Origin of the sequence: Candidatus Thiodiazotropha endolucinida (assembly GCF_001715975.1) — a bacterium.
Lineage (GTDB): Bacteria > Pseudomonadota > Gammaproteobacteria > Chromatiales > Chromatiaceae > Thiodiazotropha > Thiodiazotropha endolucinida.
Genome location: NZ_MARB01000021.1, coordinates 1 through 25,453, shown reverse-complemented (window position 1 = coordinate 25,453; position 25,453 = coordinate 1). Strand labels below are relative to the sequence as shown.

The following is a 25,453-nucleotide window of genomic DNA, read 5'->3' as shown; positions in this document are numbered from 1 at the left end:
CAGGCAAATGGCGGCCAATCCAGAGTCAGAACCACCGGGATGTAAACTGGAACAACTTCTCCCCTCAGCCGGAACAAAACGCTAGGCCTACGGCTTGGACGCGTGGTAACAATTACTCTCTGCATAGGCCGCAATCCTATAGCTTCAGACCCTGGAAGGGCTACGCCGGTCGTCACAAGAGCCTCGTTTCCAGGATGCCAAATACAAGTCCTGCACCTTATAAAAGGCCCGACAACGGGGCATATGCAATGCCGACGAATATTTACAATCCTGGCTCCCAGGGAGCACAGGGAGCGGCTGTCCCCAAGCAATTCTATTGGCGACCTGCGGCTCAATCTGCCCGTGCAGGATACCTGAAGTATGGCCCCAACAGTCAGTACAGATTCAGGCCCATGGAAAGGGAGCGGCTGAGAGAGGCTCCGCCGAGGTGGACCTATCGGCCTGCACAGCTTGAAATACCCAACCATTATGTCTATCGCCCGCTCAAGGTACAGCAACCTAGTAACTACATGGACCAACAGAGACGACGAAGTCCCGCAGTACCGGGTATGCAGGATTATGGTTACAATCCCTGGGATCCGATGCGCATCGGTTATGATCGTTCCTGGATACCTATGCCAGGTTTGGCATCATCACATTATGATCCATATCGATACCTTGACAGGTACAATCAGTTTTCGGTGGCTCACTCGAACGACAGATACCGTTGGCGGGGAGATAGTGTCGGATACCCGATTCCCCGTGGCTATGCCGCCCCTCGATATACAGGGCAAACTCCTTTCACAGGACATCGTTTCCGTCCACTAAAACGACCGGTATGGGATGGATATCGCTATCGCGGTATACCGGATAGGTATGCCGCCGGATCATATCCTGCAGCAAACTATCAATGGAGGCGGCCCGGTTGGGCCAATTACGATACTATGAGGCGGGAATGGCAACCTCAAATGGCAATGTCCTATCCTGGAATGTCACATCCGATGCGGCGGCCCGATGTGCCGAACCGATACGGTATCAACTGGTATGATGGACGGGGTGACGGTGAAGGGGCATGGTATAAGTTGGCCGGGCAGCAGGAGTGGCCGAGGGTTTCGCAATACTTGCCGGTGGACTGAGGTTATAGAGAGGCTGACGATAGATAATAAAAGCACTCTGTATATTCCCGGATAAAGCGCGCAAACATGACCGATAATATAATAAAGGGGAGTGTATGATCACAGTAATCGGTAGTCTGAAAGGAGGGTCCGGCAAAAGCACGGTGACCTTCAATCTGGCTGTCTGGTTGGAAATGGCAGAGGCTGAAGTACTGGTCATAGACGCCGATCCGCAGGCGACCTTGAGTGATGTATCCGAGGTTCGGACAGAGGAGGGATATGAACCCTATCTGAATATTAAGAACGCATCGGCATTGTCCAGAAAGAAACTCGCGGGTTATGATGAAGTACTGATTGATGTCGGGACTTCCGATATCGATTCGATGAAATTGGCATTGGCGCTGGCTGATCGGGTAGTGATTCCAGTACCCCCTTCTCAGGCCGATATCTGGTCGACTCAGCGGTTCATCAATTTTCTCGATGAGGCTGTGGATGGCGATCGTCCTGATTTGTTGGCATTCATCAACCGGGCCGATACCCACCATGCGATCAGGGAATCCGATGAAGCTGCTGCTGCCCTGGTATCTCTGCCGGATGTGGATTTTATAAAATACCGCCTCTGTCAAAGAACGGTTTTTCGCAGATCTTTCAGTGAGGGTTTGGCTGTATATGAACTGGATCCGAGAGGAAAAGGCAGTAAAGAGTTCTATGCGCTGACAGCTGCGTTGTATCCCAAGTACATCAGCCAATAAGTGTGTAATAGCGCTGTGTCGTTTGGGATTCTCAATTCTATATTATTGGTTGTTCGTTGGAGAGAGAGATGGGGATGATAAAAAATCTGTTCGCCCTGATTGGGCTTTTGGTAGTCATGGGCGCGGCTGCCATCTATGTGAAGTATAACAAGGAGTTTCAAGAATTCGATCCTGAAGCGGGTAAGATGTTCATGGAATTTGCGCAGGCTACCATGTCTACCAAGAATGTGGCTGAAGCGAGCATCTGGAAGGTTCCGGTGGCGGAAGATCTCACCTGGGAGGATGTGGAAGAGACCATGAAATTTGTCGCCAACGAGCACAATATGTCGAATGTAGGTGAGCTTCCACTGTACAAGGATATTGAGGCAAAGAGTGGTGAGAAATACCGCTTCGTGAAGATCTATCTGTTCTGTAATTCACTGATCGCGGCCAAGATGCTCGATTATTCTGACGCCTATTCGGCTTATCTGCCATGCAGAATCACCTTGATCGAGGATCAACAGGGAAGGCTCTGGCTGACTGCACTGAACATGGACATGATGATCTATGGTGGGAAGCCTCTGCCACCTGATCTCAAGGAGGAGGCCTTACTGGTCAAGGATTATATCCTGGACATCATGAATCGGGGTGCGACAGGAGAGTTCTAAACCATAATAAAGCTGTGGTAATAAGCTAACTAATTGTAATAAAAATTAAAAACCGGGCCAATGCCCGGTTTTTTTATGCCTGTTTGGTGCTGATATTGTTTCGTTTCTATTAGCGTATCAACACACTTTGATTGTGATAAACGGTTGCTATGCTACTATTCGTTATGACCAGAATCATAGAATTAGTATTAGGTCGAGATAGTATGTTTGAAAAAGACGACAAGAAACCCCTGAATGATCAGGTAGAGGATAGGGGTGCTGAGGCAGACAGCAGAGATACTCAGGACTCGATGGATCGCCTGTCAATGGCGTTCGAAACCAGCGCGCGGCGCTGGGAACTGATCGTCTATCCCTCTCTTTTTGCATTTATATTGCTGGCGGCATATGGATTCTATTTGATCTTCAGTCTCGCCAAGGATATCCATTTCCTGGCCCTGAGCGTAGATTCCAATATGAATATCATGTCAAGCAATCTCATGACCATGACCGACAGCGTCGGTCAACTCTCAGCCAATGTACGTACCATGGCTGTCAGTGTGGAATCGATGGCCCAGGATGTCAGAACCCTGGAACCAATGCTCACAAGTATGGATTCCATGGAAGAGTCCATTAAGACGATGACCCACGCAACCTATAACATCCAACGGGACATGCATTCGATGAACTACAATATTCATGATGCATCCCGGCCGATGACATTCTGGAACTCATTTATGCCCTGGTAGCTGCTATCTTGGTCGGTTCCGTTTCTGGCCGGCTTCTTTCGTCATGATACGCAATATTGGCGGGCGAGAGGCTAATGCCTAGGGCCTGTTAACACTAATCCAATACGCCCTGCTGGGGCTGTTTTTGTGTCCAGCAAGGCAGAATGAGCGAGGTGTAGTTATGCTACATGAGCGAATGATAACGCCGCTGGGCGCAAAAACAGCCCCAGCCCTTCGGGTTGCGCCTGAAAAAGCGCCACTCGGCGTTGCTCGTCGCTCATTTGGAATAACCAAACCTCTCTCCTCGCGCCTTGATTGGCGCTTTTTCAGGCACAACAGGGCGTATTGGATTAGTGTTAACAGGCCCTAGGGGGGGCGACAGTGGCATCTCAATCTTTTGCCCGTTCCGCAAGGGTCAGCCTCAATCAGTATGGAAATCGTAATCGATGGATGCTGAAGGTTCCTGGATAAAATAACCGCGAATATAGTTGACGCCGATTGACCAGAGAATGGCCAGACTGCTGGCATCCTCCACACCTGAGGCAATGGTCTTGATATTTTCTGCCTGTATCACTTCATTGAGATGATTCAAGGCATCCTGCTTGTCTTGATTTTCGAACAGATCGGAGAGGAAATAGCTGTGAAATTGAATGAAATCCAGGGGGAAACTATTGAGAATGGCTTCGGGCTTTTTCGCTAAGCCGAAATGACCCAAGCAGGTTTTACATTTAATCTTTTTCAATCCCTCAGCCAGTTTCTGCAGTTGGTGCAGGTGTGATCGGGCCTCATCGTCATCGAACTGAAAGGTCACCCAGGAGCCTTTGGCTTCGTAATCCCGCAGGCAATCGCAAATGAACAGCAACAAGGTGTCATCTTCCAGCGTTGCGCCGGAAATACTGATCAGGAAATTGATTTTTTTACCTTGTTTACGCTGTGTCGCGAGTTCATCGATGGCATGGCGAATGACCCAACGATCCAGTTCCGGCATTCTGTTCAGTGATTTGACCTGGTTGAGAAAATGCTCGGGTTGGATCTCCTCCTTGCTTTCATCAATCAGGCGGACTGTGATCGCATAGTTCTCCCTGGTATCGCCATGTAGGCTGACAATGGGTTGATACGCCAATTGAAACTGATTGTTTTCGAAGGCATAGCGAATCAGATTGCTGAGATTGGCCTCACTGGCCGTAGTTTGCGTGTCTTCCGGAATTTGGCTGTCGGTGATATAGAAATCGTTGCCGCCATTGGAACGGGCGTGCTCGCAGGCATGGTAGGCTTGGGTAATAAAATCGTGGCCGCTGAGTACATCATCGGATGAGAAAACCACACCGATGCTGCAGCTTGGATTGATGTCGCTGTCGCTTTCCTGAAAGGTATGAGAGGCTACGGTGTCACAGATTTTACGGGCTTTTTCTTCAGTAGCCGCCAGCTCCTGCTTTGCAGTGAGAATGGTAAAGGTATGATCGCCAAAACGTGCGAGAAGATCGTTTTTCGAGACAATTTTACGAATCTCCCCCGCAATCTCCAGCAGCAGCGCATCGCTCTTTTTGATACCGGTTTTACTGCGTATTTCTGTGAAATTGTCCAGAGTGATGTAAAGCAGCGTCTGTGGGTTTTGACCGCGATCAAAGTGATGTTTGGCTTCTTCGTCCAGTTGGCCAATGAAATATTGGCGGTTGTAGAGACCCGTCTGTACATCTTGGGTACTGAGCAGGCGCAGCTTTTCCTCGACTTCCCTGGAGATCGATTGATCGCGGATGATGACTTGTGTGCATGCTTCACCATCTATACTGGCGGGCGTGAAATGGAGCTCTGCACTGAATTCGGTGCCGTTGTCGCGAACGCACGTGGTTTTCACTTCACTTGAATAGTCACTATCGGCACTCAGTTTGCGCAGCAGTTTTTTAAACGTCTGATGTTCGGCGGATGCAATCATGTCCAGTATGGGGAGCCCCTCGATTTCATCCTCCCCGGCGAGCCCGAACAGCTCTAAATAGGCGCGGTTGGCAGTGACATGCATACCTTCATGTACATAGGCGATGGCATCTCTAGAGCTTTCCGTAAGCGCATCACAGCGCTCCTCGGCTTCTTCAAGCTGGCGCTCCAGCCGCTGCAAGCGGCGCATGCCACTGAGATGCTTGTGTTCGCGAAGAATTACCTGCACAAGATGCGGATGATTTTTTCGTTGCACCAGGTCTGTAACGCCCTGCCGCATCAGATCCAGCTGCAGCTCTTCATCGGGCGAGTCACATACGGCGACAACGGGAATGATAGGATTGATAGCGCCAATGATGGCAAATAGATGTGTTGTGTCCAGCGCTTCGTTTTCGATGGTGTAGAGCAACAGATCCAGTGATCTTTTCTCTTTCAGTGCTGAGCCCAGCTGATCGGCATCATGCTCGATGCGTGTGGCGTGTGGCGTGTGCCGGGTTGCCATTGTTACGCAAGGCATCTAGATAGGCCTCAACTTCAGGTGTGGTGTTACCTAATACCAATAACTCAATTGCTTCTTCAGGCATCTGGAATCATCCGGTTTCTCTACTTTATGGCATCAAGCCGCTGCAACGAATTCACGCCGTTGTCTGACTGCTTCGGCCAAGGTTTCCAATAGTGGCTCACTGTTTTCCCAACTGATACAGGCGTCCGTAATACTCTGGCCATAGGCCAGGGTCTCACCCTCTATTCTGTCCTGTCTACCCTCGATCAGAAAACTCTCGATCATGGCTCCCATGATACGTTGGTCTCCCCGTGCAATCTGGCTGGCCACATCGCGTCCTACGAGGAGCTGTCGGGGATGTTGCTTGCGGCTGTTGGCATGGCTGAAATCGATCATCACCCTGGCTTTCAGACCATTGCTTTCCATCTCCTCCGCTGCAATGTTGATACTCTCCGAGTCATAGTTGGGACGGCTGCCGCCTCTAAGAATAACGTGGCAATCCTGGTTGCCATGTGTTGAGAAGATAGCGGACCTGCCCTCCTTGGTGACTGACAGGAAATGGTGGGGGCGGGAGGACGAACGAATTGCATCGAGAGCGACCCGCATACTGCCGTTGGTTGCGTTCTTGAATCCCACCGGACATGAGAGGCCCGATGCGAGTTCACGGTGGGCCTGGCTTTCGGTTGTGCGGGCGCCAATTGCGCCCCAGCTGATCAGGTCGGCGATATATTGCGGACTGATCAGGTCCAGGTATTCCGTGCCGGCTGGAACCCCCAGATTATTGATGTCCAGAAGGAGTTTTCTGGCCAGGCGCAAACCCGAATTGATCTCGAATCTGTCGTCAAGGGTCGGATCGTTGATCAATCCCTTCCAGCCGACTGTAGTCCTGGGTTTTTCAAAATAAACGCGCATCACCACTTCAAGATCATCCTTCAGCCGTTCGCGCACCGGTTGTAAACGCCGGGCATACTCCATGGCGGCTTCGGGGTCATGTACCGAACAGGGCCCGATAATAACCAGTAGTCGGTCATCTTCGTCATGCAAAATGTGATGTATCCGCTGCCGTGTCGAATACACAGTATCGGCCGCCTTTTCCGTGATGGGAAGTTCTTGATGAATCTGAGCGGGGGGGCTCAGTTCTTTGATTGCCTTAATGCGAAGATCGTCTGTCTGTTTCATGCGTTGATGCTTAAATGCAGATCAAGTAAACAAGTAATTATACATGCATAGGATGAATCGGCGATAAATGATCTGTCGCATTATGATAATCCGCAAAAGACAGCATAAAAGGTGTAATTAATGCATGGTTTTTTTAGCAAGGGATATCTGAAGCGGGGAGTGATCTGTATTTAAGCTATTTCGTCAAGGCCATGAAAAGTCTAGGCAGCAGTTCCGGCAACCGCTCAATCCGGTCGATGATCGTGAATTGGTGACCAAAAATATCTCTCACATAGTCATCGGCTTGGGGATCAAGGTTGATGCAGTAGGTATAGATGCCCTCCTGTTCCGCTTCCAGTACGGCCTTGCGGCTGTCCTCGATGAGCAGGCGGTCATCGTGGACATCGATATCGGCGGGTTCCCCATCGGTGAGTATCAGCATCAGCTTCTTATCTGCCTGCCTGGCGCCCAGATAGTGTGAGGCGTGGCGGATGGCGGCCCCCATGCGGGTTGACCAGCCTGCCTGCATGGCGGCCAGACGCCCTTTGACCGCATCGTTCCAGTGTTCGGCATATCCTTTGATGTGCTGGTATCGGACCTCATGCCGGGTGTTGGATGAGAAACCGGCGATCGCGAAGCTGTCACCCAACTGTTCGATAGCCCAGCCCAACAGGGAGACCGCCTCCTGGCTGAGCTGCAGTATCGATTGCTGGGAGCCCTCGGGGATCTGGTCCACAGACTCGGATAGGTCGATCAGCAGCATTACCGTAATATCCCGCCCATCGTTGCGATGACTCATGTTGATCCGCGGATCGGGATTGTGGCCGCTCTTGTATTCGATTAATGACCGGATCGCCACATCGAGATCGAGCTCGCTACCCTCCTCCTGGTAGCGTATACGCACATACTGTTGCGGTTTGAGCAGATCCAGCAGGCGTTTCAGCTGTTTCGCCATGGTCTGGTGCTTTTGCAGCAGGGCATCGATAAAACCGGCATCTCCCTGGGGATGGAGGCTCTCATACAGACTGACCCAGTCCGGGTTGTAGGTCTTACTCTTGTAGTCCCACTCCGGGTAGTGGCGGGGTGGCAGACCCTCGACCTCCTCGTCCGATGTTTTGCGCTTTTGCTCCGCATCGAACATCTCTTCCTCATCTCCCTCTTCAATGAAGATCCACATGTGGCGGTTGTCGTCACGGTAGCTCACTTCGGTATCCGTGAAATAGACATTGGCGGAGAGATCCGCCTGACGGCGGGTACGGGCGATATAGGAAATGGCAAGCCCGGCCATCTCCTGGGTGCTCGATAGACTGTCGGTCAGCGCTGAACTGAAGCGACCCAGAAACTCCAGCAGGTCGGGATTGGTGTAGCCGTGATCCGGATTCAAGGCTGCATATGAGAACATCGCCAACCGGTGTCGGATGCAGGACTCTTTTTCCGGATCACAGTCTTCCTCGCCGGGTGCGGGGTGCAGTTTCAGGAGGGTATTGCGCAAACCGGGATACTCCCGGGTGACGAGCAGATCGACCCTGGCATCCTCGAAGGTCTCGATGGCGACACGCTGAAAGGGGCTGTAATTGTCCGCGACCACATGGCCGGTCCAGCGTTTGTGACCGGCGACATGTGCCAACAGCGCACGGTAGCGGTCGATTCCGGCGACACCGTGAAAATCGTCATACACATCGGGTATGCGTATCCCCAGTGAGTCGTAGTAGGGCATGGGTTTGCGCAGTTCGTCGAAGCCTTCCGAGTAGGGGACGAAGTGGTCCTTGGTGCGCCACAGGGATTTCAGGTAGAGATCGAGTTTGCGTTCGTGATCGGCGAACAGGGTCCCGTGCCGCTCACGCTGCAGAATTGCCCGGCTGTCGGCGGACTGCAGGCTGAAGTAGTCGATCTGGCGCTGTGGATGGGTACGGTAGTTGCGGATCCCGTAGTCGACCCAGTTACGGAATCCCTCGCAGGATAGCTGGCTCAGCAGATAGGGGGTTTTTTTCAACAGATCCGGCAGGGAAGGGCTGGGTATGGTGGTATGAAAACCGTGAATGGAACCGGATGTCTGCTCCATCATCTCCAGCAGCAGATCGATAAAGCGCTCCATCAGTTCTGCGCTGCCCAGCCTGCGGCTCGCCTCGGGCAGCATCTGCAGAAAAGGGAGTATCGCCTTGCCGTTGGGACTGCGCGAGATCTTCCATACGGTTTGCGATATCTTGGAAATAACCGCCTCACCCACCCGGGCTGTGATCTCCGGCATCTCTTCGAGGAACACGATGACCGGTTCCACGCCGCGGCCGATTTTGCAGGTCAGGGAGGCCCCTTCCAGATAGGCGTCAACCCCCGCGTCGCTCATATGGCGGCGGGCGTTGGCCAGGCAATCGTCAAAGACCGGGTCGATCTCCCGGAAGCCGCAGTTGAGTTGCTCTCGCTCTTGTGTCATTGGGCTTGCATATACCGTTTATTCAGAAGGCCGCAAATGAACGCGAATGGTTGCAAATGTACATATCATTTTGGCTACTTGGGATAGACGGCCTCGATGCAGCAAGCCGTACCCTTCGCTTCGATCATGGGTGTCATGCGGCTTGTAAAAAGCCCTATCCAAAAACAGCCTCAATCGCATGATCGAGGGTTGCGACAATGTCCTTGTCGTCAGTGATCGGTCTGACCAGGGCCATGCGGCAGGCGGCCCTGGGTTTGATACCACGTTTTACCAGTCTCGCGGCATAGACCAGCAACCGGGTCGAGATGCCTTCGTCCAGACCGTGTCCTTTCAGGTTGCGTGCTGTCTCACCGATCTTCACCAGCCTGGTGGCTTTCTCTTCGTCGATACCGGTCTCCTTGGCGATAATCGAGGCCTCCAGGGCTGATGGTGCATAATCGAAATCGAGCGCAGAGAAGCGCTGTTTGGTTGACTGTTTGAGATCCTTCATCAAACTCTGATAGCCCGGGTTATAGGAGATCACCAGTTGGAAATTCTCATGGGCGTCCAACACTTCGCCTTTTTTATCGAGAGGCAGGGTTCGCCGATGATCTGTCAGGGGGTGGATCACAACGGTGGTGTCCTGTCTGGCTTCCACCACCTCATCGAGATAGCAGATGGCGCCGATGCGGGCGGCTACGGTCAGTGGCCCATCCAGCCAGCGTGTCCCTTCGGAATCCAACAGGTAGCGGCCGACAAGATCCGATGCGGTCATATCCTCGTTACAGGCCACCGTGATCAGGGGTTTGCCAAGCCGCCAGGCCATGTGTTCTACGAAGCGTGACTTTCCGCAACCGGTCGGTCCCTTGATCATCACCGGGAGTCTTTCGGCGTAGGCAGCCTCATAGAGCTCAATCTCATCTTCCTGAGGTTGGTAGTAGGGTTCCTGTTTGACCAGGTATTGCTCGGTGTCGGCACTCATGGGGACTCCAGATTCAAAAAATGTAAGGCAGATGATCTCTGCGATATTCTACTTAAATAATTAGGGTTATTCCTGTACTAGATCAAATGGTGCGGCTCAACCCCGCCGATGCTGCTTTGTGTTTATTTTGGTTAATCAAACCGTTGGCGAAAAAAAGCCCCCTTGCGGGGGCTTATAAATGCCAGTTGACTTACCGGGCAGTGCTTATTTGTGCACACCCAGCTTTTCGCGCCAACCTGGGAAGATCGCATCCGCATCGTGCGGGAAGGATTCGAAAGCACGTGCGAACTCTTTGTGCTCCTTGGCCCACTCGATGGGATCTGCGCCGGCCTTCCAGCACTCATAGGCCTGACGCAGGGAGGTGGCACCGGCAGCCGGGCTGTCGATGTGACCGTAGGAGCCGCCACCTGCGGTGTTGATCACGTTGCCGTGGCCCAGGTTCTCGAAGAAGCCGGGCAGACGCAGGGCGTTCATGCCGCCGGAGATGATCGGGGTGGTGGGCTTCATGCCGTACCACTTCTGGTTGTAGGCTGGGCCCTGGTACTCGTCGCGCTCGATGATGTAGGCGATGTTGCGGTCGTCTTTGGACCCCTCCATCTTGCCGTAGCCCATGGTACCGACATGGATACCGGAGGCGCCCTGCAGGCGTGACATCTTGGCCAGCACGTAGGCGGTGTAGCCGCGCTTGGAACTGGGGGAGGTGACGGCGCCGTGACCGGCACGGTGGTAGTGCAGGTACTGGCCGGGGAAGTAGCGACGGGCGGTGGTGACCATACCCGGACCGCCCACGTAGCCGTCGACCAGGAAGGCTACCTTGTCGGCGTCTGGGCCGAAGGCATCGAGGATGAACTCGCCGCGGGCGATCATCTCGGCGTGGTCGTCCGCGGTGATGTTGGCGGAGAAGAGCTTGGCCTCGCCGGTCTCGTCCATGGCGCGCTTCATGGCGTCGTAGACCAGGGGATAGACTTTCTTGGCGGGACAGAAGACCTGATTGCCCTGGGGCTCGTCGTTCTTGATGAAATCGCCACCCAGCCAGAATTGATAGGCCGCTTCTGCGAAAGGTTCGGGGCGCAGGCCCAGCTTGGGCTTGATGATGGTACCGGCGATGTAACCGCCGTCAACCACCGGACGACCCAGCATACGCCACAGGTCGGAGATATCCTTGGCCGGACCGTCGAACAGCTGGATGGCGCGTGGCGGCATGAAGAAGTCGTACATCTTGGCGTACTCGCAGTCGCCCATGCCCTGGTTGTTGCCGATGGTGAGGGTCAGGAAGGAGACCAGCATCATACGGCCGTCGATCATGTTGCGGTCGAACAGATCGATCGGGTAGGCGATGCGCATTTCCTCGGTCGCTTCGTCGATGTGGTAGACAAGCGCGTCCACGCCCTTGGTGAAGTCGTCGGTCGTGCAGACCTCGACGTTGGTGCCGGTGGAGGATTCGGCGGCGAAGTGGGAGGCTACCTCGAGGAAGCCATAGCCTGAGGCGGGCTTCATCTTGTAGGCGCACAGGATATGCTGGCCGCCGGCAATGAGATCCTCTTCCTTCAGGCTGAGGTCCGAGTAACGGGATGATTGGTCTAATGCCATTTGTCTACTCCGGTTTTTGAATCTGTCAGTTTGAGAGGATCTCTCTCTTTAAACCACACGATGTTTGCGGGATTGGCAACAAACCTTACAGACAGTATGTTTATAAGTAAACCCAAAATATTCTTATGTTTATTATAATTTAATGCTTATCGTTTAAGTTTGTACTATAGACTCGTCACGATGCAGGACAAAATCGGTATAGTTGAAAATCGTCAATGCGCGGAAGATACTCACACAGTGGTGTTGAGTGCTGATCCATGAGGTCGATTGTTAATATCTTAAACGGGTTATATAGCGTTGAAATCAAACCGGTATAATAATGTGGAATCAAGCAAATCCAGCCTGAATTAAGCGATATTTTTCAGTAATTACCAATAAGAGCGTGTTTTCCAAAATGGCAGAAAAGCGATACCAGGGTATAGACAAGGACCCTACCGGCGCCATGAACCCCACCGGCAACATCATTCGTGATGCCTGGGTGTTCGGCCTGATTCCCGAGACTGAGACCTGTGAGGGTTGGTTGGTACAGGGGATTAATGACCTCTATGACAAAGTCACCAAAGAGTGGGAAAAATACGGTCACCTGGTTTCGAACCTCCCACCGGAGCTGGCGGAGCGACACAGTCGTATCTATCAGCGGGCGATTAGCGAAGCCAAGGATAAGGGGTGGAATCCTGAGCTGGGTGAAGATGATTGAGGCTTAGGGGCGGTTGGATGAGAATTAACGGACCCTGGTATGAGTGGTAGCCTGAGCGAGACCTTCTTTCGACCTGACGAACTTGCCTGTGAGCGCCTGACCATTCCCTCGCCGCTCTACAATCAGTGCCGGCTGATGTTGTCCCGTTGCCACTACGAACATATCTTCATCCCTGTCCGCACTATGCAGATCCAGGCAGTGATCGATGAGGATGAGGTGATCTTTGTCGACAATCAGGCCTACGCAGTACGGGATGGGGAAGGGGGTAAGCTGATCCGGCTGGCCTGGAAATTCCGCCGTGATCAGGAAAGAGACAGTCTCACGGATCCTGCCCCGATCGATCTGATCTATTATGACGGTCAGGCCCGAGAACTGCACACTCGATTGATCGGCGATTTCAAAAAGGCCCTCGATATCATGGAGGTGCGCTTCAAAGAGAGTGGCTGTGAAGCGCGGGTGAAGCGGGTGCTACCGTTTCCAAAACCACATCCCAAACAGTAAAAGTCCGCAAATGAACGCTCATAAACGCAAATGGTTTTTCTTGAATTAATTACTGTCAATATCTCAATTGCCTGGGTACGGCAAGCACCCTGTGTATCTACAGTCTCGAAAGAGAAGGAATGTACAGATAAATAGTGGAACTTACGTTCGAGGGCACCCAGTGTAACGTTCTACCCAACCTCCCTTGTCGGGTGTGAGTTTAAACTTAAAAAAGTAATTTTGCGTTTATTGGCGTTCATTTGCGGACAATAATCAAAAAACCTTGTGAATGACTATCCGGTCAGCGCAGCAAAGACACTCGGCAATCTCTCCGGCAGTCGCTCCACGTTATCCACGATGGAGTAGCCGTTCTCGCCGAAGATTCTCGCTACATAACGATCCGCATTGGGGTCCAGGGTCAGGCAGTAGGTATAGACGCCCTGCATCGCCAGATCTTCCACCGCCTTCTTGGCGTCATGGCGCAGATACTGGGGATCCCGTTCATCGATGTCGGCCGGTTCACCGTCGGTGACCAGCAGCACCAGTCGTTTCTGTGCATTCTGTTGGGTCAGATGCCAGCCGGCGTGGCGCAGTGCCGCACCCATACGGGTGGAGAGGCCGCCCTTCATGCCTGCCATCCGTGATTTGGCTTCGTCGTCGTAGGTCTGCTCGAAGTCCTTGAAACGGTAGTACTGCACGTCGTGACGGCCGTCCGAAGCAAAACCGTGCACCGCAAAGTTGTCGCCGATGGAGTCGATCGCCCAGGAGAGCAGACCGGCCGATTCCCGGGTAAGGTCAAGGATACTCTCCTGATCCTGGTAACCCTCTTCACCCTCGGCGATATCACCGATCTTTTCGTTGGTCGACTCGGAGAGGTCGAGCAGCAGCACAATCGACAGGTCGCGGATATGGCGGGGGATGCGAATGTTGATCCGCGGGTTTGGCATGACCCCGCGGCGGATGTCGATCATGGCGCGAATCGCCGCGTTGAGATCCAGCTCCTCGCCCTCCTCGTAGCCGCGACGGCGTACGATACCCTGTGGTTGCAGTGCATCGATCAGGTGGCGAATGCGCGAGGCGATCGGCTTATGCTTGGTGAGAATCTCGTCCATGATTTCGGGATCGCCACGGCCCTGCTTGCGTTCGATAACCGTAGCCCAGTCGGGTCTCGCGAGCTGCACGTGGTAGTCCCACTCATTATAGTGGTACGGATCGGAGATCGGTTCCACGCCTTCGGCTTCGTTCCAGCTTTTGGTGGTCTCCAGGTCATCCTCATAGGGGAAAAGCTCGGAGGAGAGCACCAGTATTTCGTCCGGGTTGTCATGGGTCATCTCCGAGTCGATCTCGTTGACGAACTCCATGATATTGACGTGTCGCCGTACCGTGCCATGGGTCGCAGGCATGTAGTCGACGCCCTGGGACTCGAACATGTTCTCGGAGAACTCCCAGAAGTAGCGGTTGTCGTCACGGTAGGGGATCGGCCACTCGCTGAGGATGCGTACGCTGGGGATTTTGGCGATCTCGACGATCCGGTTGTAGAAGTCGACGCCCGCCATCCACGCCATGCGCGGATTGTAGGGGTCTTCCTGCAGCTGCGCGTAGTAGTCGTCAGCAACCTGGTTGATCACCTCCAACTCGTCACGATAGTCGCGGTCCATGATGGCGCGGGTGGTGCGCAGCATCAGGTCCATGGTCTCGTGGGGTTTGCCGAGTTCGTCTTTCTCACCCGGCTCGGCGGTGAAGAACTGCAGCCAGAGTTTGCGCAGGCCGGGAAACTCGCTGTAGGCGAGGTACTCGACGCGGGCATCCTCGAAGAGTTCGATCATGCGCATCTGCGCCTGGGAGAGCTGTTCCGCGGAGATCGGCTCGCGGGTGTAGACCATGTGTGCGGCTGCGTGTGACACGGTGGCGCGGTAGACCTCCATGCCGTCGATACCGCGGAATGGGTCGAAGGCGTCCGGTACATGGACCTGGAAATCCTCGATATAGGGGCGTATACCCTGGCGCGATTCGAAATCGCCCGCGGTGGGCCGCATGAAGAAGGCCCTTGCCCAGAGCGCCCGCAGGTAGAAGTTGAGCTTGCGCTGGTTGTCGATAAACAGGGTGCCGCGTCTTTCCGACTGCAGAATTGAGCGGGAAGACTCGGTCTGCAGTCCGAAGTAGGCCAGTTGGCCATCGAGGTCGCGCTGGTGAGCCTGCGCACCCCACATGACCCAGCGCCGGAGACCACCCAGTGTCAGCTTGGAGAGCAGTTCGTCCAGGTTCTCCATCATCGGGCGCAGACCGCGCGGTGCCTTGCCTGTCATCTGGTGCAGCAGCTTGAGGAAGCTGCGCATGACTTCGGCATCGCCAAGGCGGGAGGCCGCCAGCGGCAGGTTGGCCACAATCAGGGTGATGACACTGCCCGAGGTGTGAGAGGAGAGTTTCATCATCGCCTCGACGATGTCGGGAATGATGTCCTCGCCGACCTCCTTGGCCACGCCGGGCATCTCCTGGATGTAGGTCAGGACAAGGTCCTGGCCCCGGCCCAGTGTGCAGAAGGCGCGCATGCCTTCGATATAGTTCTGCAGGCCGCGTGGCGACATGACGCGTTGCGCCTCGTGGTATGAGGATTCGAGCGCTTCCGCATGCTCGTGGTCGCCTTCGTCGAGGCATGTGATGTATTCTGAGAAGTCGATGGTCATAAAAAGCTCCCAGCTGTCAGCGGCCAGCTGCCAGCTTTTTTAGGAGACCGGCTAACATTTGGCGTACTTCTTTACAGGTGCTCAGAGGCTGTCTCATAACATTGTTATTGATATAACCAAGGTCACCGGCAAGTACCAACTGATACTCCGGTTCACAGCTTGAGCCTGAGGCGATATGTAGAAAGCGGGCGAAATCCCGATCACACTGTCTCCCATATCCTTGCGCAATATTTGATGCAATCGAAATGGCAGCCCGACGCATTTGGCTGCTTAATCCAAAGTGCTCTTCAGTAGGAAATTTGCTGGTGATTTGGTATGTCATCATTGTCAATTCATGCGCCTTAGACCAAACCGTTAGTCTTCGATAGTCCCTCATTCCCATTCACCTACATATGTTGACATGATTCAGCATCCCGCTGATCCTCTATGCCGCTGGCCGCTCAGAAGTAGGTATTCACCGCAGCGCTCAGGGTATCGCGCATATCCGGGTCGTCGGTCAGCGGGGTAACCAACGCCATCTGGCAGGCAGACTGGGTGTCGATACCCTTGGCTACTAGCTGCGCCGCATAGACCAACAGACGGGTGGACATACCCTCATCCAGACCATGGCCTTTCAGGTTGCGGGAACGTTGGGCAATCTGAACCAGCTTCTCAGCGGTCTCCTTATCAACGCCACCTTCATGAGTGACAATCTCGGTCTCGACATCGGTCGCCGGATAGTCGAAATCCATGCCGCCGAAACGCTGCTTGGTGGACTGCTTCAAATCCTTCATCAATGACTGATAGCCCGGGTTGTAGGAGATGACGATCTGGAAATCGGCATGGGCCTTTAGCAGCTCACCCTTCTTTTCCAGCGGCAGTTCGCGGCGATGGTCGGTCAGAGGATGGATCACCACGGTGGTGTCCTGGCGCGCCTCGACCACTTCGTCGAGATAGCAGATGGCGCCAATGCGGGCGGCCACGGTCAAGGGACCGTCCTGCCACTTGGTGCCGTTGATATCGAGCAGGAAACGGCCGACCAGGTCGGAGGCGGTCATGTCCTCGTTACAGGCCACGGTGATCAGCGGCTTTTGCAGCTTCCACGCCATGTATTCGACGAAACGGGACTTGCCGCAACCGGTAGGGCCCTTCAACATGACCGGCATGCGAGCGTCGTATGCGGCTTGATACATCTCAACCTCATTATGCACGGAGCGGTAATAAGGTTCCTCTTTGATTAAGTACTGATCGCGGTCGATATCACTCATCGCTAAATGCCTCCAGCAGTCAGCTGCCGGCTGGGGTACAGCTGCAACCGACGATTTGCATTGTTGTTAAGTAAACTCTCACTCGACAACAGCCCAAGATTTCGATCAGTGAGTCAGCTGATCGCTGGCTGCTGGCGGCTGGCAGCTTACCAATCGGAATCCCCCCGCCCCGCAGGACGGTGCGCGGGGGGTGATTAGCTAAACCTCGGATCAGAGATCAGGCCGGCTTACCGCGGTAGATAACCATGGAAGCACCGGCGCACTGGGCGTAGTTGTCAAGGCCCAGCAGACGAACATGGTTGTTCGGGTGAGCTTTGTGACAGGCTTCGCACTCGGCCAGGATGGCGTCTACGTCGGTCTCACCGAACATGGGCAGCTTCCACATGTACCAGTAGGAACCGGTGGCGTTCTGCGGCTCGGTGTGCTCGATGGACGGGTTCCAGCCCTTGGAGACGATGAACTCGATCTGCTTGCGGATCTGGTCGGAGTCCATGGCCGGCAGGTAGGAGAAGGTCTCGAACTTGCGGCTTGCAGTATCGGTAAGACTGGATTGATAGTCTTGCATTTCACTCATTAGATAAATCCTCTGTTTTGGCCAGTTCCAGTGTGAATGTCTGGCTCAAGAAAAATCACTAAACCTTGAAGCGGCCAGCTTCCAGCTTCCAGATGCCAGCTCAATGTGTGGGCGGCTAGGCCGCCCACGGCTGGCTGTTGATAGCTGGTGGCTGGCAGCCAAGTCATCGATTCTGTCGATTACTTGTGAGAGACGTCCAGCTTGTCGACAGTGTCGAATTCGAACTTGATCTCTTTCCAGGTCTCCATAGCGGCCTTCAATTCAGGGCTGGAAGCGGCAGCGTTGGTGAGGATGTCCTTACCTTCCTTCTCCAGTTCGCGACCCTGGTTGCGAGCCTCGACACAGGCCTCAACCGCAACACGGTTGGCGGCCGCGCCGGCAGCGTTGCCCCAGGGGTGACCCAGCGTACCGCCACCGAACTGCAGCACGGAGTCGTCACCGAAGATGCTGACCAGCGCAGGCATGTGCCATACGTGGATACCACCGGAAGCCACCGGCAGTACGCCAGGCATGGAGCCCCAATCCTGATCGAAGAAGATACCGCGGGAGCGGTCTTCCTTGATGTAGCTGTCACGCATGATGTCGATCCAGCCCAGGGTGGCGTCACGGTCGCCTTCCAGCTTACCGACAACGGTACCGGAGTGGAGGTGGTCACCACCGGACAGGCGCAGGGCCTTGGTCAGCACGCGGAAGTGGATACCGTGGTGGGGGTTACGGTCGAGTACCGCGTGCATGGCGCGGTGGATGTGCAGCAGCATGCCGTTGTCACGACACCACTGGGCCAGACCGGTGTTGGCAGTGAAACCGCCGGTCAGGTAGTCGTGCATGATGATCGGAGCACCCAGCTCTTTGGCGTACTCGGCACGCTTGTACATCTCTTCAGGGGTCGGCGCGGTAACGTTCAGGTAGTGACCCTTGCGCTCACCGGTCTCGGCCTCTGCCTTGTGGATGGCTTCAACCACGTAGTTGAAGCGCTCACGCCAGCGCATGAAAGGCTGGGAGTTGACGTTCTCGTCGTCCTTGGTGAAGTCGAGACCGCCGCGCAGACCTTCGTAGCAGGCGCGGCCGTAGTTCTTGGCGGAGAGACCCAGCTTCGGCTTGATGGTGCAACCCAGCAGCGGACGACCGTACTTGTTCATCTTGTCGCGCTCGGACTGGATGCCGTGAGGCGGACCATTACAGGTCATCACGTAGGCCAGCGGGAAGCGTACGTCTTCCAGACGCAGGGCACGTACCGCCTTGAAGCCGAATACGTTACCGACCAGGGAGGTGAATACGTTGACTACGGAGCCTTCCTCGAACAGATCGATCGGATAGGCAATGAAGGCGTAGAAGCAGGAGTCGTCACCGGGGACGTCCTCGATGGCGTAAGCACGCCCCTTGTAGTAGTCGAGGTCGGTCAGCAGATCGGTCCAAACGGTGGTCCAGGTACCGGTGGAAGACTCGGCGGCAACAGCGGCTGCGGCCTCTTCACGGGGTACGCCAGGCTGTGGAACAACCTTGAAGCACGCCAGGATATCGGTGTCGGCCGGGGTGTATTCCGGCATCCAGTATGTTTCGCGGTACTCTTTTACGCCCGCATCATATTTCTTGGCCATTTTAGCGATTCCTCCTGATTTAGGATTGCGTTGCCTTGAAATGCAGCATCTGGAAGAAATGTTTCCGTGCTGTCAGTGTTAATAATCTCTCTCTAACTACCTTGTGTAAGGTGGAGCTAGTATAGAAAGGCAGACGGTTAAGTGAAGTCAGATCTTTTAATAAAAATCATAATAAAATACTTATACCATATGAGATTTATGGTATATTTCCTGATAATTTGATTCTTGGCGAACATTGATATCGATAGAGATCTCTATGTGGGAGCCGTTTCTGATCGACTGACCAAAGTGAGCGTATTTCCATGCATACCACCCTAAGACAGATGCGAGTCTTCACCACCGTGGCAAAGCACCTGAACTACACGCGGGCGGCACAGGAGCTCCATCTCAGCCAACCGGCGGTGTCGATGCAGGTCAAGCAGCTGGAGGAGTCGGTGGGTCTGCCGCTGTTTGAGCACACCGGCAAGAAGATTCAGCTTACCGAGGCCGGTAAAGAGATATTCCAGTATGTGCGGACCATCTTTCAGACTTTCGAGGAGATGGAAGAGGTCCTGGATGCCATGAAGGGGCTTGATACCGGTCGCCTGAATATTGCCGTGGCCAGTACGGTCAACTATTTCGCACCGAGGTTGCTCGCGGCCTTCAGCCGTCGATATCCCGGTATCGACCTGAGCCTCGATGTCACCAACCGCGAACGGCTGATGGGTCTGCTCAAGAATAACGAGATCGATATTGTTCTGATGGGCCTGCCGCCGGAGGATATAGAACTCGTCTACGAGCCTTTTATGGAGAATCCGCTGGTAGTGATTGCACCACCCGGACATGCGCTGCAGCACGAACGGAGGATACCGGCACAACGTTTGGCTGAAGAGGTATTTATCATGCGTGAGGAGGGGTCGGGCACCCGACTGGCGATGGAGCGTTTCTTTACCGAACAGTCGATCCCCCTCAGCACCGGCATGCAGATGACCCGGAACGAAGCAATCAAGCAGGCGGTACGTGCCGGCATGGGACTGGGTGTTGTCTCCAGCCATACCATCGAGCTGGAAGTGGAGACCGGGCGTCTGTTGGTGCTCGATGTGGTGGGTTTTCCGTTGCAGCGCCACTGGTACATGGTTTATCGCAAGGGGAAGAGACTGTCACCGCCGGCAAGGGCATTCCACGACTTTGTTCTGGCAGAGGCTCTGCGTATCAAACAGGAGCCTGTGTAACGCATCATGGATCGTGGTTGCGGGATTGCAGAGTCCGTTTGACTCCGGATTTGTTATTTTTGCGGTGGATATGATGTATGAATGGTTCGTTGAGTGGACGAGCCAAATGCACAGGGTCCGTGGTTGGGTTAGAATCAACTATTCAGCTCGACCGTTGTCATAGCTAAGCACTCAGCATCAACATTTCACTTTATGTGGGGCCTCCAAAATATGTCAGATAGGGGCAGTTCAGACCAAAGCCCGAACGCACTGGAAGCTTATCCTCTCCTTAGCAAAGTCAAACTGCCTAGGGATCTGCGTCAGCTGGATCAGGCAAAGCTCAGACCCTTGGCGGGTGAGATGCGGCGTTTGCTCATCGACGCTGTTTCCCAGACTGGCGGCCATTTGGCAGCCGGGCTTGGCGTGGTGGAGTTGACTATCGCTCTGCACTACGTCTTCAACACACCTTACGACCGCCTGGTGTGGGATGTAGGGCATCAGGCCTATCCACACAAAATCCTTACCGGGAGAGGTGAGCAGATGGGCAGTCTGCGGCAACAGGGGGGGCTTTCAGGATTTCCTAAACGCCGAGAAAGTGAATATGACAGCTTCGGTACAGGTCACTCCAGCACCTCAATCGGGGCAGCGCTCGGGATGGCCGTGGCAGCAAAGCAGAAGGGTGAAAAACGCAACGTCGTAGCGATCATAGGGGACGGCGCCATGGGTGCGGGGATGGCCTTCGAGGCCCTCAACCAGGCAGGCGCCCTGGATCAGGATCTGTTGGTGATCCTGAATGACAACGATATGTCGATTTCAAAGCCGGTCGGCGGTTTCAGCAACCATCTGGCCCGCTTGCTGTCCGGTAAGGTCTACACCAGTATGCGCGAGGGCGGCAAATCGGCGCTGAGCCATCTACCCCACCAGGTGGGTGATCTGGTCGGCAGGTGGGAAGAGCATATGAAAGGGATGGTGATGCCGGGTACCCTGTTCGAGGAGATGGGATTCAACTACATCGGGCCCATCGATGGTCATGATTTCGATACCCTGGTGGCGACGCTACAAAACATGCGCAACATGTCCGGGCCCCGGCTGCTGCATGTGGTGACCCAGAAAGGGCGGGGTTACGTGCATGCGGAAAATGATCCCTGTGTCTACCATGGGGTCACGCCATTCGATCCCGATACGGGCAAGATGGAGAAACACGGCAGTGGTAAGACCTATACCCAGGTATTTGGGGATTGGCTGTGTGCCGCCGCGAAACATGATGACCGGCTGGTGGCCATTACACCCGCTATGTGTGAGGGATCGGGGATGGTGCAATATGCCAAACAGTATCCCAATCGCTATTACGATGTGGGTATCGCGGAGCAGCATGCACTCACATTCGCTGCGGGTTTGGCCTGCGAAGGCTTGAAGCCGGTGGTGGCGATCTACTCGACTTTTCTTCAGCGCGCCTATGATCAACTGATCCACGATGTGGCATTGCAGGATCTTGACGTGACACTGGCTGTGGACCGTGCAGGGCAGGTCGGTGCGGACGGGGCTACCCATGCGGGCAGCTTCGATTTGAGTTATGCGAGATCGATCCCAAACATGGTGATTATGGCTCCGGGTGATGAGCGGGAGTGCAGTCGATTGCTGCAGACTGCCTATGACTATCCCGGACCAGCCCTTGTACGTTACCCACGGGGAAGTGGTCCGGGTGTGGATGTGGGCTCGTCACTTCCGGCACGGTTACCGATCGGTGAGGGTGAGATCCGGCGTAACGGCAGTCGTGTGGCGATTCTGGTCTTCGGCAGTTTGCTCGCAACAGCGCAACAGGTTGCCGAGCATGTCGACGCAACGCTGGCCAATATGCGGTTCATCAAACCGCTGGATGAGAAGCTGATCGATAAATTGGCCGGCACACATCAGATCCTGATCACACTGGAGGAGAACGTGGTGATGGGAGGTGCCGGGTCTGCGGTGAACGAGTACCTGGCATCCAGTGGGCGTCAAGTAAGGGTGCTTAATCTCGGATTGCCCGATCGCTATCTGGACCATGCCAGTCATCAGCAACAGCTTTCTGAGGCCGGGCTCGATTCCGAGGGTATCCTCGCCGCCATCGAACGCGCCAATAGAGAGACGAAGTTCCAGGTTGTCTAGGTCACTGGACGAATCTTATGATCTCCGGGAGCCCTATGATCGAAATTACAGGTGTCGATGCCTTTGATGACAACTATATCTGGATGGTGAAAAATCCTGCTTCATCCCGGGCCATTGCAGTGGACCCGGGAGATGAGGCGCCGGTGTTGGCTTGGTTGCGGCAGCATGACTGCAATCTCAGTGCAATCCTTATCACACATCACCACTATGACCATGTAGGCGGCATCGCTGAACTTCGGGAAGCCTATCCTGAAGTCGAGGTCTATGGTCCGGCCAATGAGTCCATTCGAGGCGTAACCCATCCTCTCAAAGAGGGTGACAGGCCTCAGATAGCCGGTCTGGATGCCGGGTTCCAGGTGCTGGAGGTGCCGGGGCATACCCTGGGGCATATCGCATATTTCGGCGAAGGGGCGCTGTTTTGTGGCGATACCCTGTTCGCTGCCGGTTGTGGTCGGGTTTTCAGCGGCACCTTCGAGCAGTTGTCGGATTCACTGCAACGCATCGCGGCACTGCCGGGAGACACCAGGCTCTACTGCGCCCATGAGTACACCCTTGCCAATTTGGGTTTTGCAGAGTGGGTTGAGCCGGAGAATCCCGACTTGGCAAGGCGTATCAGGCGTGAGCGGGAAAAACGAGAGTCGGGTGTCCCTACAGTACCTTCACTCCTCACCGAGGAGTTATTGACGAATCCCTTCCTGCGTACGGGGGAGCAATCAGTGGTGGAGGCTGTGGAAAAGGCTACGGGCCATCTACTCTCCACACCACGTGAGGTCTTTACCGCGTTGCGAAAGTGGAAGGATAGTGAGTACGACTAGCTGATTCGAAAGCGGTCATCCGGCCGCATAACCCGCAGGCTATGCGGCCAATACCACTAAACGTTGCGGGCATCCATCATGCGTTCGATGATGGGCTGCAGGATAATCTCCATGGAAAACCCCATCTTGCCGCCGGGTACGACGATGCTGTTACGGCGGGACATGAATGAGCCGTCGATCATCGACAGAAGATAGGGGAAGTCGATATCGAACTTCTTGGGATCGCTGAAGCGGATAACCACAAAGCTCTCATCCGGTGTCGGTATGTCGCGGGCGATGAAGGGATTGGAGGTATCCACCGTAGGTACCCGTTGGAAGTTGATGTCGGTGCGGGAGAACTGCGGTGTGATGTGGTTGATATAATCGGGCATACGACGCATGATTGTGTCGACAATTGCCTCTTCGCTGTAACCACGCTCTGCATTATCGCGAAAAATCTTCTGAATCCACTCCAGGTTGACAATTGGTACAACGCCAACCCCCAGATCCACGTATTTGGCGACATCTACCTCACCATCTACCACCATACCGTGCAGACCTTCATAAAAGAGCAGGTCAGTGTCCTGATCAATGGTTTCCCAGGGGGTGAACTCACCGGGTTTCTGATCGCAACCGAGGCGGGAATTGTGCTCGGCGGCCTCTTCCTCGCTATGCAGATAATATCGCTTGTTTCCACCACCCGTTTCGCCGTAGGTTTTGAAAAGCTCGGCAATCTTTTCGAAATGGTTTGCTTCGGGGCCGAAATGGCTCAGGCCTTGGGTCATCTTCTCTCGCATTTCCACACGCGTATAACGATGGAAGCTGTCACCCTCGACCACGGCAGACTTGATGCCGTCGCGATAGAAGATATGTTCGAAGGCGCGTTTGACAGTGGTGGTACCGGCGCCTGATGAGCCGGTGACGGCAACCACAGGATGCTTATTAGACATATGCTTCTCCCTTATCTAATTCATTATATTGTGCTGTCCGGTAGGCCTCTGTAGAGGCTGTATTGTTCTCATCGGACTAGGTTATGGGTAAAAAATTGGTGCCAACTATAACACGGAGATGTCCGATTTCCAGTGACAATGGATCCTGTATTTCGAATCATCGGCACAACAGGGAGGGCCGGCTGGCCGGTTACTGTTTCACCCGGACAGTATGCTGCATTGCGCAATTACGCAGATGCGAGTATGGCACGAACAGGTACCTGGTCAGGGATGGTTGGTGATTTCGGGCGATTGCTGGGATAGATGTAAAATAACGCTTAAAATCATATAAATATAAAAATATTTTGGATCGGTTGGTTTTCGTTGATGCCCCTTTTGTAGTCTCTTTTTTCGCAGCCTGTAACGGCTTCCTCAGCGGCGCAATGGGGACGGAATACCATTACCTTTCAGAACAAATTGGCATTGAGCCAGAGGTGAACGAGGATACCGGCGAAAAAACCCAGTGCGATTGCCGGAGTCCAGCGCAGGTGGGTGAAAAAGGTGTACTTTCCCTTTGCCTGACCCATTAAGGCTACCCCGGCCGCTGATCCAATCGACAGCAGACTGCCACCGATACCGGCGGTGAGTGTGACCAGTAGCCATTGACCGAGAGACATTTCCGGTCGCATGTTGAGTACTATTGACATGGTGGGAATATTTTCGAGTACGGAGGAGGCGATACCAATGGAGATGTTGGCCATCGTTGCGCCCCACTGAATATAGAGCAATTCGGAGACCAGCGTCAGATAGCCGAGATAACCCAGGCCGCTGACACAGAGAATGACGCCATAGAGAAAAAGCAGTGTGTCCCATTCTGATCTGGCGACGCGCAAAAATACATCGAAGGGCTGCCTGCTCTCGACGACTATGGAGAAATCGGGTGATTCAGTGGTCGTGATCTTCTCTTCACTGGGTTGATGGGTTTTTTTGAGAAAGTAGCCGAAAAACTGCAGATAGGAGAGCCCGGTCATCACACCGATAGTGGCGGGAAGCAACAGTTGGCCCTGGAAAAAGACTGCGGTTGCGATCGTCAACAGGAATAACCCCATGATGCGTTTTGCGCCACGTCGCATGGGTATCTGTTCCTGCCTGCTTGAGAGGTGACCTTCGGGGAGTGCGAAATGCATGATCGCCGCAGGTACGAGGTAGCTGACCAGGGAGGGTAAAAACAGCGAGAAGAATGAAAAAAAGTCCACCCGTCCACTAGCAGGCTGTTGATTTTTACCCGTCGTCAGCCGTCAAATTCGTTTGGCGGTGTAATTACCGCTCAATCTAGCGATTGAT

General features: G+C 54.2%; 21 protein-coding genes. 9 read left to right on the top strand and 12 right to left on the bottom strand.

Annotated elements, in window-relative coordinates:
* The first annotated feature begins 248 nt into the window (after positions 1-248).
* The 4 genes from CODIS_RS15840 to CODIS_RS15825 all read left to right on the top strand — a co-directional run bounded on the left by CODIS_RS15840 (position 249) and on the right by CODIS_RS15825 (position 3,218).
* Positions 249-1,115, top strand: coding sequence for a hypothetical protein (locus tag CODIS_RS15840; RefSeq protein ID WP_154723169.1), 867 nt, complete (start codon positions 249-251; stop codon positions 1,113-1,115).
* Between the two features lie 95 nt (positions 1,116-1,210).
* The gene (locus CODIS_RS15835; RefSeq protein WP_069126927.1) at positions 1,211-1,846 is read left to right on the top strand and encodes an AAA family ATPase; all 636 of its coding nucleotides are present in this window, start codon (positions 1,211-1,213) and stop codon (positions 1,844-1,846) included.
* A gap of 68 nt (positions 1,847-1,914) precedes the next feature.
* The gene (locus CODIS_RS15830) at positions 1,915-2,493 is read left to right on the top strand and encodes a DUF302 domain-containing protein (RefSeq protein ID WP_069126926.1); all 579 of its coding nucleotides are present in this window, start codon (positions 1,915-1,917) and stop codon (positions 2,491-2,493) included.
* Positions 2,494-2,696: 203 nt separating this feature from the next.
* Positions 2,697-3,218: a hypothetical protein gene (locus CODIS_RS15825; protein WP_069126925.1), complete on the top strand. Its 522-nt coding sequence runs from the start codon at positions 2,697-2,699 to the stop codon at positions 3,216-3,218.
* A gap of 400 nt (positions 3,219-3,618) precedes the next feature.
* On the opposite strand, the gene CODIS_RS15820 is transcribed toward CODIS_RS15825, so the two are convergent.
* The 5 genes from CODIS_RS15820 to CODIS_RS15800 all read right to left on the bottom strand — a co-directional run bounded on the left by CODIS_RS15820 (position 3,619) and on the right by CODIS_RS15800 (position 11,771).
* On the bottom strand, positions 3,619-5,646 hold the full coding sequence (locus CODIS_RS15820; protein WP_235615251.1) for an EAL domain-containing protein: 2,028 nt from the start codon (positions 5,644-5,646) through the stop codon (positions 3,619-3,621).
* Positions 5,647-5,745: 99 nt separating this feature from the next.
* Positions 5,746-6,810 carry a 3-deoxy-7-phosphoheptulonate synthase AroG gene (gene aroG / locus CODIS_RS15815; RefSeq protein ID WP_069126924.1) on the bottom strand — a complete coding sequence of 355 codons (1,065 nt, stop codon included), beginning with the start codon at positions 6,808-6,810 and terminating at the stop codon, positions 5,746-5,748.
* 175 nt (positions 6,811-6,985) lie between these two features.
* Complete coding sequence (locus CODIS_RS15810) at positions 6,986-9,220, bottom strand: nitric oxide reductase activation protein NorD (RefSeq protein WP_069126923.1); 2,235 nt, start codon at positions 9,218-9,220, stop codon at positions 6,986-6,988.
* Positions 9,221-9,374: 154 nt separating this feature from the next.
* Positions 9,375-10,181 carry a CbbQ/NirQ/NorQ/GpvN family protein gene (locus tag CODIS_RS15805; protein ID WP_069126922.1) on the bottom strand — a complete coding sequence of 269 codons (807 nt, stop codon included), beginning with the start codon at positions 10,179-10,181 and terminating at the stop codon, positions 9,375-9,377.
* Positions 10,182-10,385: 204 nt separating this feature from the next.
* A complete protein-coding gene (locus tag CODIS_RS15800; RefSeq protein WP_069126921.1) occupies positions 10,386-11,771 on the bottom strand; it encodes a ribulose-bisphosphate carboxylase in 1,386 nt (461 codons plus the stop codon).
* Between the two features lie 394 nt (positions 11,772-12,165).
* On the opposite strand from CODIS_RS15800, the gene CODIS_RS15795 reads away from it, so the two are divergent.
* Positions 12,166-12,468: a hypothetical protein gene (locus CODIS_RS15795; protein ID WP_069126920.1), complete on the top strand. Its 303-nt coding sequence runs from the start codon at positions 12,166-12,168 to the stop codon at positions 12,466-12,468.
* Between the two features lie 39 nt (positions 12,469-12,507).
* Positions 12,508-12,969, top strand: coding sequence for a hypothetical protein (locus tag CODIS_RS15790; protein ID WP_069126919.1), 462 nt, complete (start codon positions 12,508-12,510; stop codon positions 12,967-12,969).
* Positions 12,970-13,241: 272 nt separating this feature from the next.
* Here CODIS_RS15790 and CODIS_RS15785 read toward each other — a convergent pair whose 3' ends face one another.
* The 5 genes from CODIS_RS15785 to CODIS_RS15765 form a co-directional block, all read right to left on the bottom strand.
* Positions 13,242-15,632: a nitric oxide reductase activation protein NorD gene (locus CODIS_RS15785; RefSeq protein WP_069126918.1), complete on the bottom strand. Its 2,391-nt coding sequence runs from the start codon at positions 15,630-15,632 to the stop codon at positions 13,242-13,244.
* Between the two features lie 16 nt (positions 15,633-15,648).
* A complete protein-coding gene (locus CODIS_RS15780) occupies positions 15,649-16,008 on the bottom strand; it encodes a four helix bundle protein (protein ID WP_069126991.1) in 360 nt (119 codons plus the stop codon).
* Positions 16,009-16,072: 64 nt separating this feature from the next.
* Positions 16,073-16,879 carry a CbbQ/NirQ/NorQ/GpvN family protein gene (locus CODIS_RS15775; protein WP_069126917.1) on the bottom strand — a complete coding sequence of 269 codons (807 nt, stop codon included), beginning with the start codon at positions 16,877-16,879 and terminating at the stop codon, positions 16,073-16,075.
* 217 nt (positions 16,880-17,096) lie between these two features.
* Positions 17,097-17,453, bottom strand: a complete 357-nt coding sequence (locus CODIS_RS15770; RefSeq protein WP_069126916.1) for a ribulose bisphosphate carboxylase small subunit — start codon at positions 17,451-17,453, stop codon at positions 17,097-17,099.
* A 179-nt stretch (positions 17,454-17,632) separates the two neighbouring features.
* Entirely contained in the window at positions 17,633-19,051 is a 1,419-nt protein-coding gene (locus CODIS_RS15765; protein WP_069126915.1) for a form I ribulose bisphosphate carboxylase large subunit, read from the bottom strand.
* A 302-nt stretch (positions 19,052-19,353) separates the two neighbouring features.
* Here CODIS_RS15765 and CODIS_RS15760 point away from each other — a divergent pair, with 302 nt between their 5' ends.
* The 3 genes from CODIS_RS15760 to gloB all read left to right on the top strand — a co-directional run bounded on the left by CODIS_RS15760 (position 19,354) and on the right by gloB (position 23,201).
* A complete protein-coding gene (locus CODIS_RS15760; protein ID WP_069126914.1) occupies positions 19,354-20,262 on the top strand; it encodes a LysR family transcriptional regulator in 909 nt (302 codons plus the stop codon).
* A gap of 210 nt (positions 20,263-20,472) precedes the next feature.
* Complete coding sequence (gene dxs, locus CODIS_RS15755; protein WP_069126988.1) at positions 20,473-22,386, top strand: 1-deoxy-D-xylulose-5-phosphate synthase; 1,914 nt, start codon at positions 20,473-20,475, stop codon at positions 22,384-22,386.
* A 35-nt stretch (positions 22,387-22,421) separates the two neighbouring features.
* Positions 22,422-23,201 carry a hydroxyacylglutathione hydrolase gene (gloB, locus tag CODIS_RS15750; RefSeq protein WP_069126913.1) on the top strand — a complete coding sequence of 260 codons (780 nt, stop codon included), beginning with the start codon at positions 22,422-22,424 and terminating at the stop codon, positions 23,199-23,201.
* 56 nt (positions 23,202-23,257) lie between these two features.
* Here gloB and CODIS_RS15745 read toward each other — a convergent pair whose 3' ends face one another.
* Both CODIS_RS15745 and nhaD read right to left on the bottom strand, forming a co-directional pair.
* Positions 23,258-24,130 carry a phosphoribulokinase gene (locus CODIS_RS15745; protein WP_069126912.1) on the bottom strand — a complete coding sequence of 291 codons (873 nt, stop codon included), beginning with the start codon at positions 24,128-24,130 and terminating at the stop codon, positions 23,258-23,260.
* Positions 24,131-24,576: 446 nt separating this feature from the next.
* Positions 24,577-25,365: a sodium:proton antiporter NhaD gene (gene nhaD / locus CODIS_RS15740; RefSeq protein WP_069126911.1), complete on the bottom strand. Its 789-nt coding sequence runs from the start codon at positions 25,363-25,365 to the stop codon at positions 24,577-24,579.
* Between the last annotated feature and the right edge of the window lie 88 nt (positions 25,366-25,453).

Coding starts and splice junctions, on each gene's coding strand:
- CODIS_RS15840 (WP_154723169.1), top strand. CDS start 249: ATGCCGACGAATATTTACAATCCTGGCTCCCAGGGAGCACAGGGAGCG.
- CODIS_RS15835 (WP_069126927.1), top strand. CDS start 1,211: ATGATCACAGTAATCGGTAGTCTGAAAGGAGGGTCCGGCAAAAGCACG.
- CODIS_RS15830 (WP_069126926.1), top strand. CDS start 1,915: ATGGGGATGATAAAAAATCTGTTCGCCCTGATTGGGCTTTTGGTAGTC.
- CODIS_RS15825 (WP_069126925.1), top strand. CDS start 2,697: ATGTTTGAAAAAGACGACAAGAAACCCCTGAATGATCAGGTAGAGGAT.
- CODIS_RS15820 (WP_235615251.1), bottom strand. CDS start 5,646: ATGCCTTGCGTAACAATGGCAACCCGGCACACGCCACACGCCACACGC.
- aroG (WP_069126924.1), bottom strand. CDS start 6,810: ATGAAACAGACAGACGATCTTCGCATTAAGGCAATCAAAGAACTGAGC.
- CODIS_RS15810 (WP_069126923.1), bottom strand. CDS start 9,220: ATGACACAAGAGCGAGAGCAACTCAACTGCGGCTTCCGGGAGATCGAC.
- CODIS_RS15805 (WP_069126922.1), bottom strand. CDS start 10,181: ATGAGTGCCGACACCGAGCAATACCTGGTCAAACAGGAACCCTACTAC.
- CODIS_RS15800 (WP_069126921.1), bottom strand. CDS start 11,771: ATGGCATTAGACCAATCATCCCGTTACTCGGACCTCAGCCTGAAGGAA.
- CODIS_RS15795 (WP_069126920.1), top strand. CDS start 12,166: ATGGCAGAAAAGCGATACCAGGGTATAGACAAGGACCCTACCGGCGCC.
- CODIS_RS15790 (WP_069126919.1), top strand. CDS start 12,508: ATGAGTGGTAGCCTGAGCGAGACCTTCTTTCGACCTGACGAACTTGCC.
- CODIS_RS15785 (WP_069126918.1), bottom strand. CDS start 15,632: ATGACCATCGACTTCTCAGAATACATCACATGCCTCGACGAAGGCGAC.
- CODIS_RS15780 (WP_069126991.1), bottom strand. CDS start 16,008: ATGAGGGACTATCGAAGACTAACGGTTTGGTCTAAGGCGCATGAATTG.
- CODIS_RS15775 (WP_069126917.1), bottom strand. CDS start 16,879: ATGAGTGATATCGACCGCGATCAGTACTTAATCAAAGAGGAACCTTAT.
- CODIS_RS15770 (WP_069126916.1), bottom strand. CDS start 17,453: ATGAGTGAAATGCAAGACTATCAATCCAGTCTTACCGATACTGCAAGC.
- CODIS_RS15765 (WP_069126915.1), bottom strand. CDS start 19,051: ATGGCCAAGAAATATGATGCGGGCGTAAAAGAGTACCGCGAAACATAC.
- CODIS_RS15760 (WP_069126914.1), top strand. CDS start 19,354: ATGCATACCACCCTAAGACAGATGCGAGTCTTCACCACCGTGGCAAAG.
- dxs (WP_069126988.1), top strand. CDS start 20,473: ATGTCAGATAGGGGCAGTTCAGACCAAAGCCCGAACGCACTGGAAGCT.
- gloB (WP_069126913.1), top strand. CDS start 22,422: ATGATCGAAATTACAGGTGTCGATGCCTTTGATGACAACTATATCTGG.
- CODIS_RS15745 (WP_069126912.1), bottom strand. CDS start 24,130: ATGTCTAATAAGCATCCTGTGGTTGCCGTCACCGGCTCATCAGGCGCC.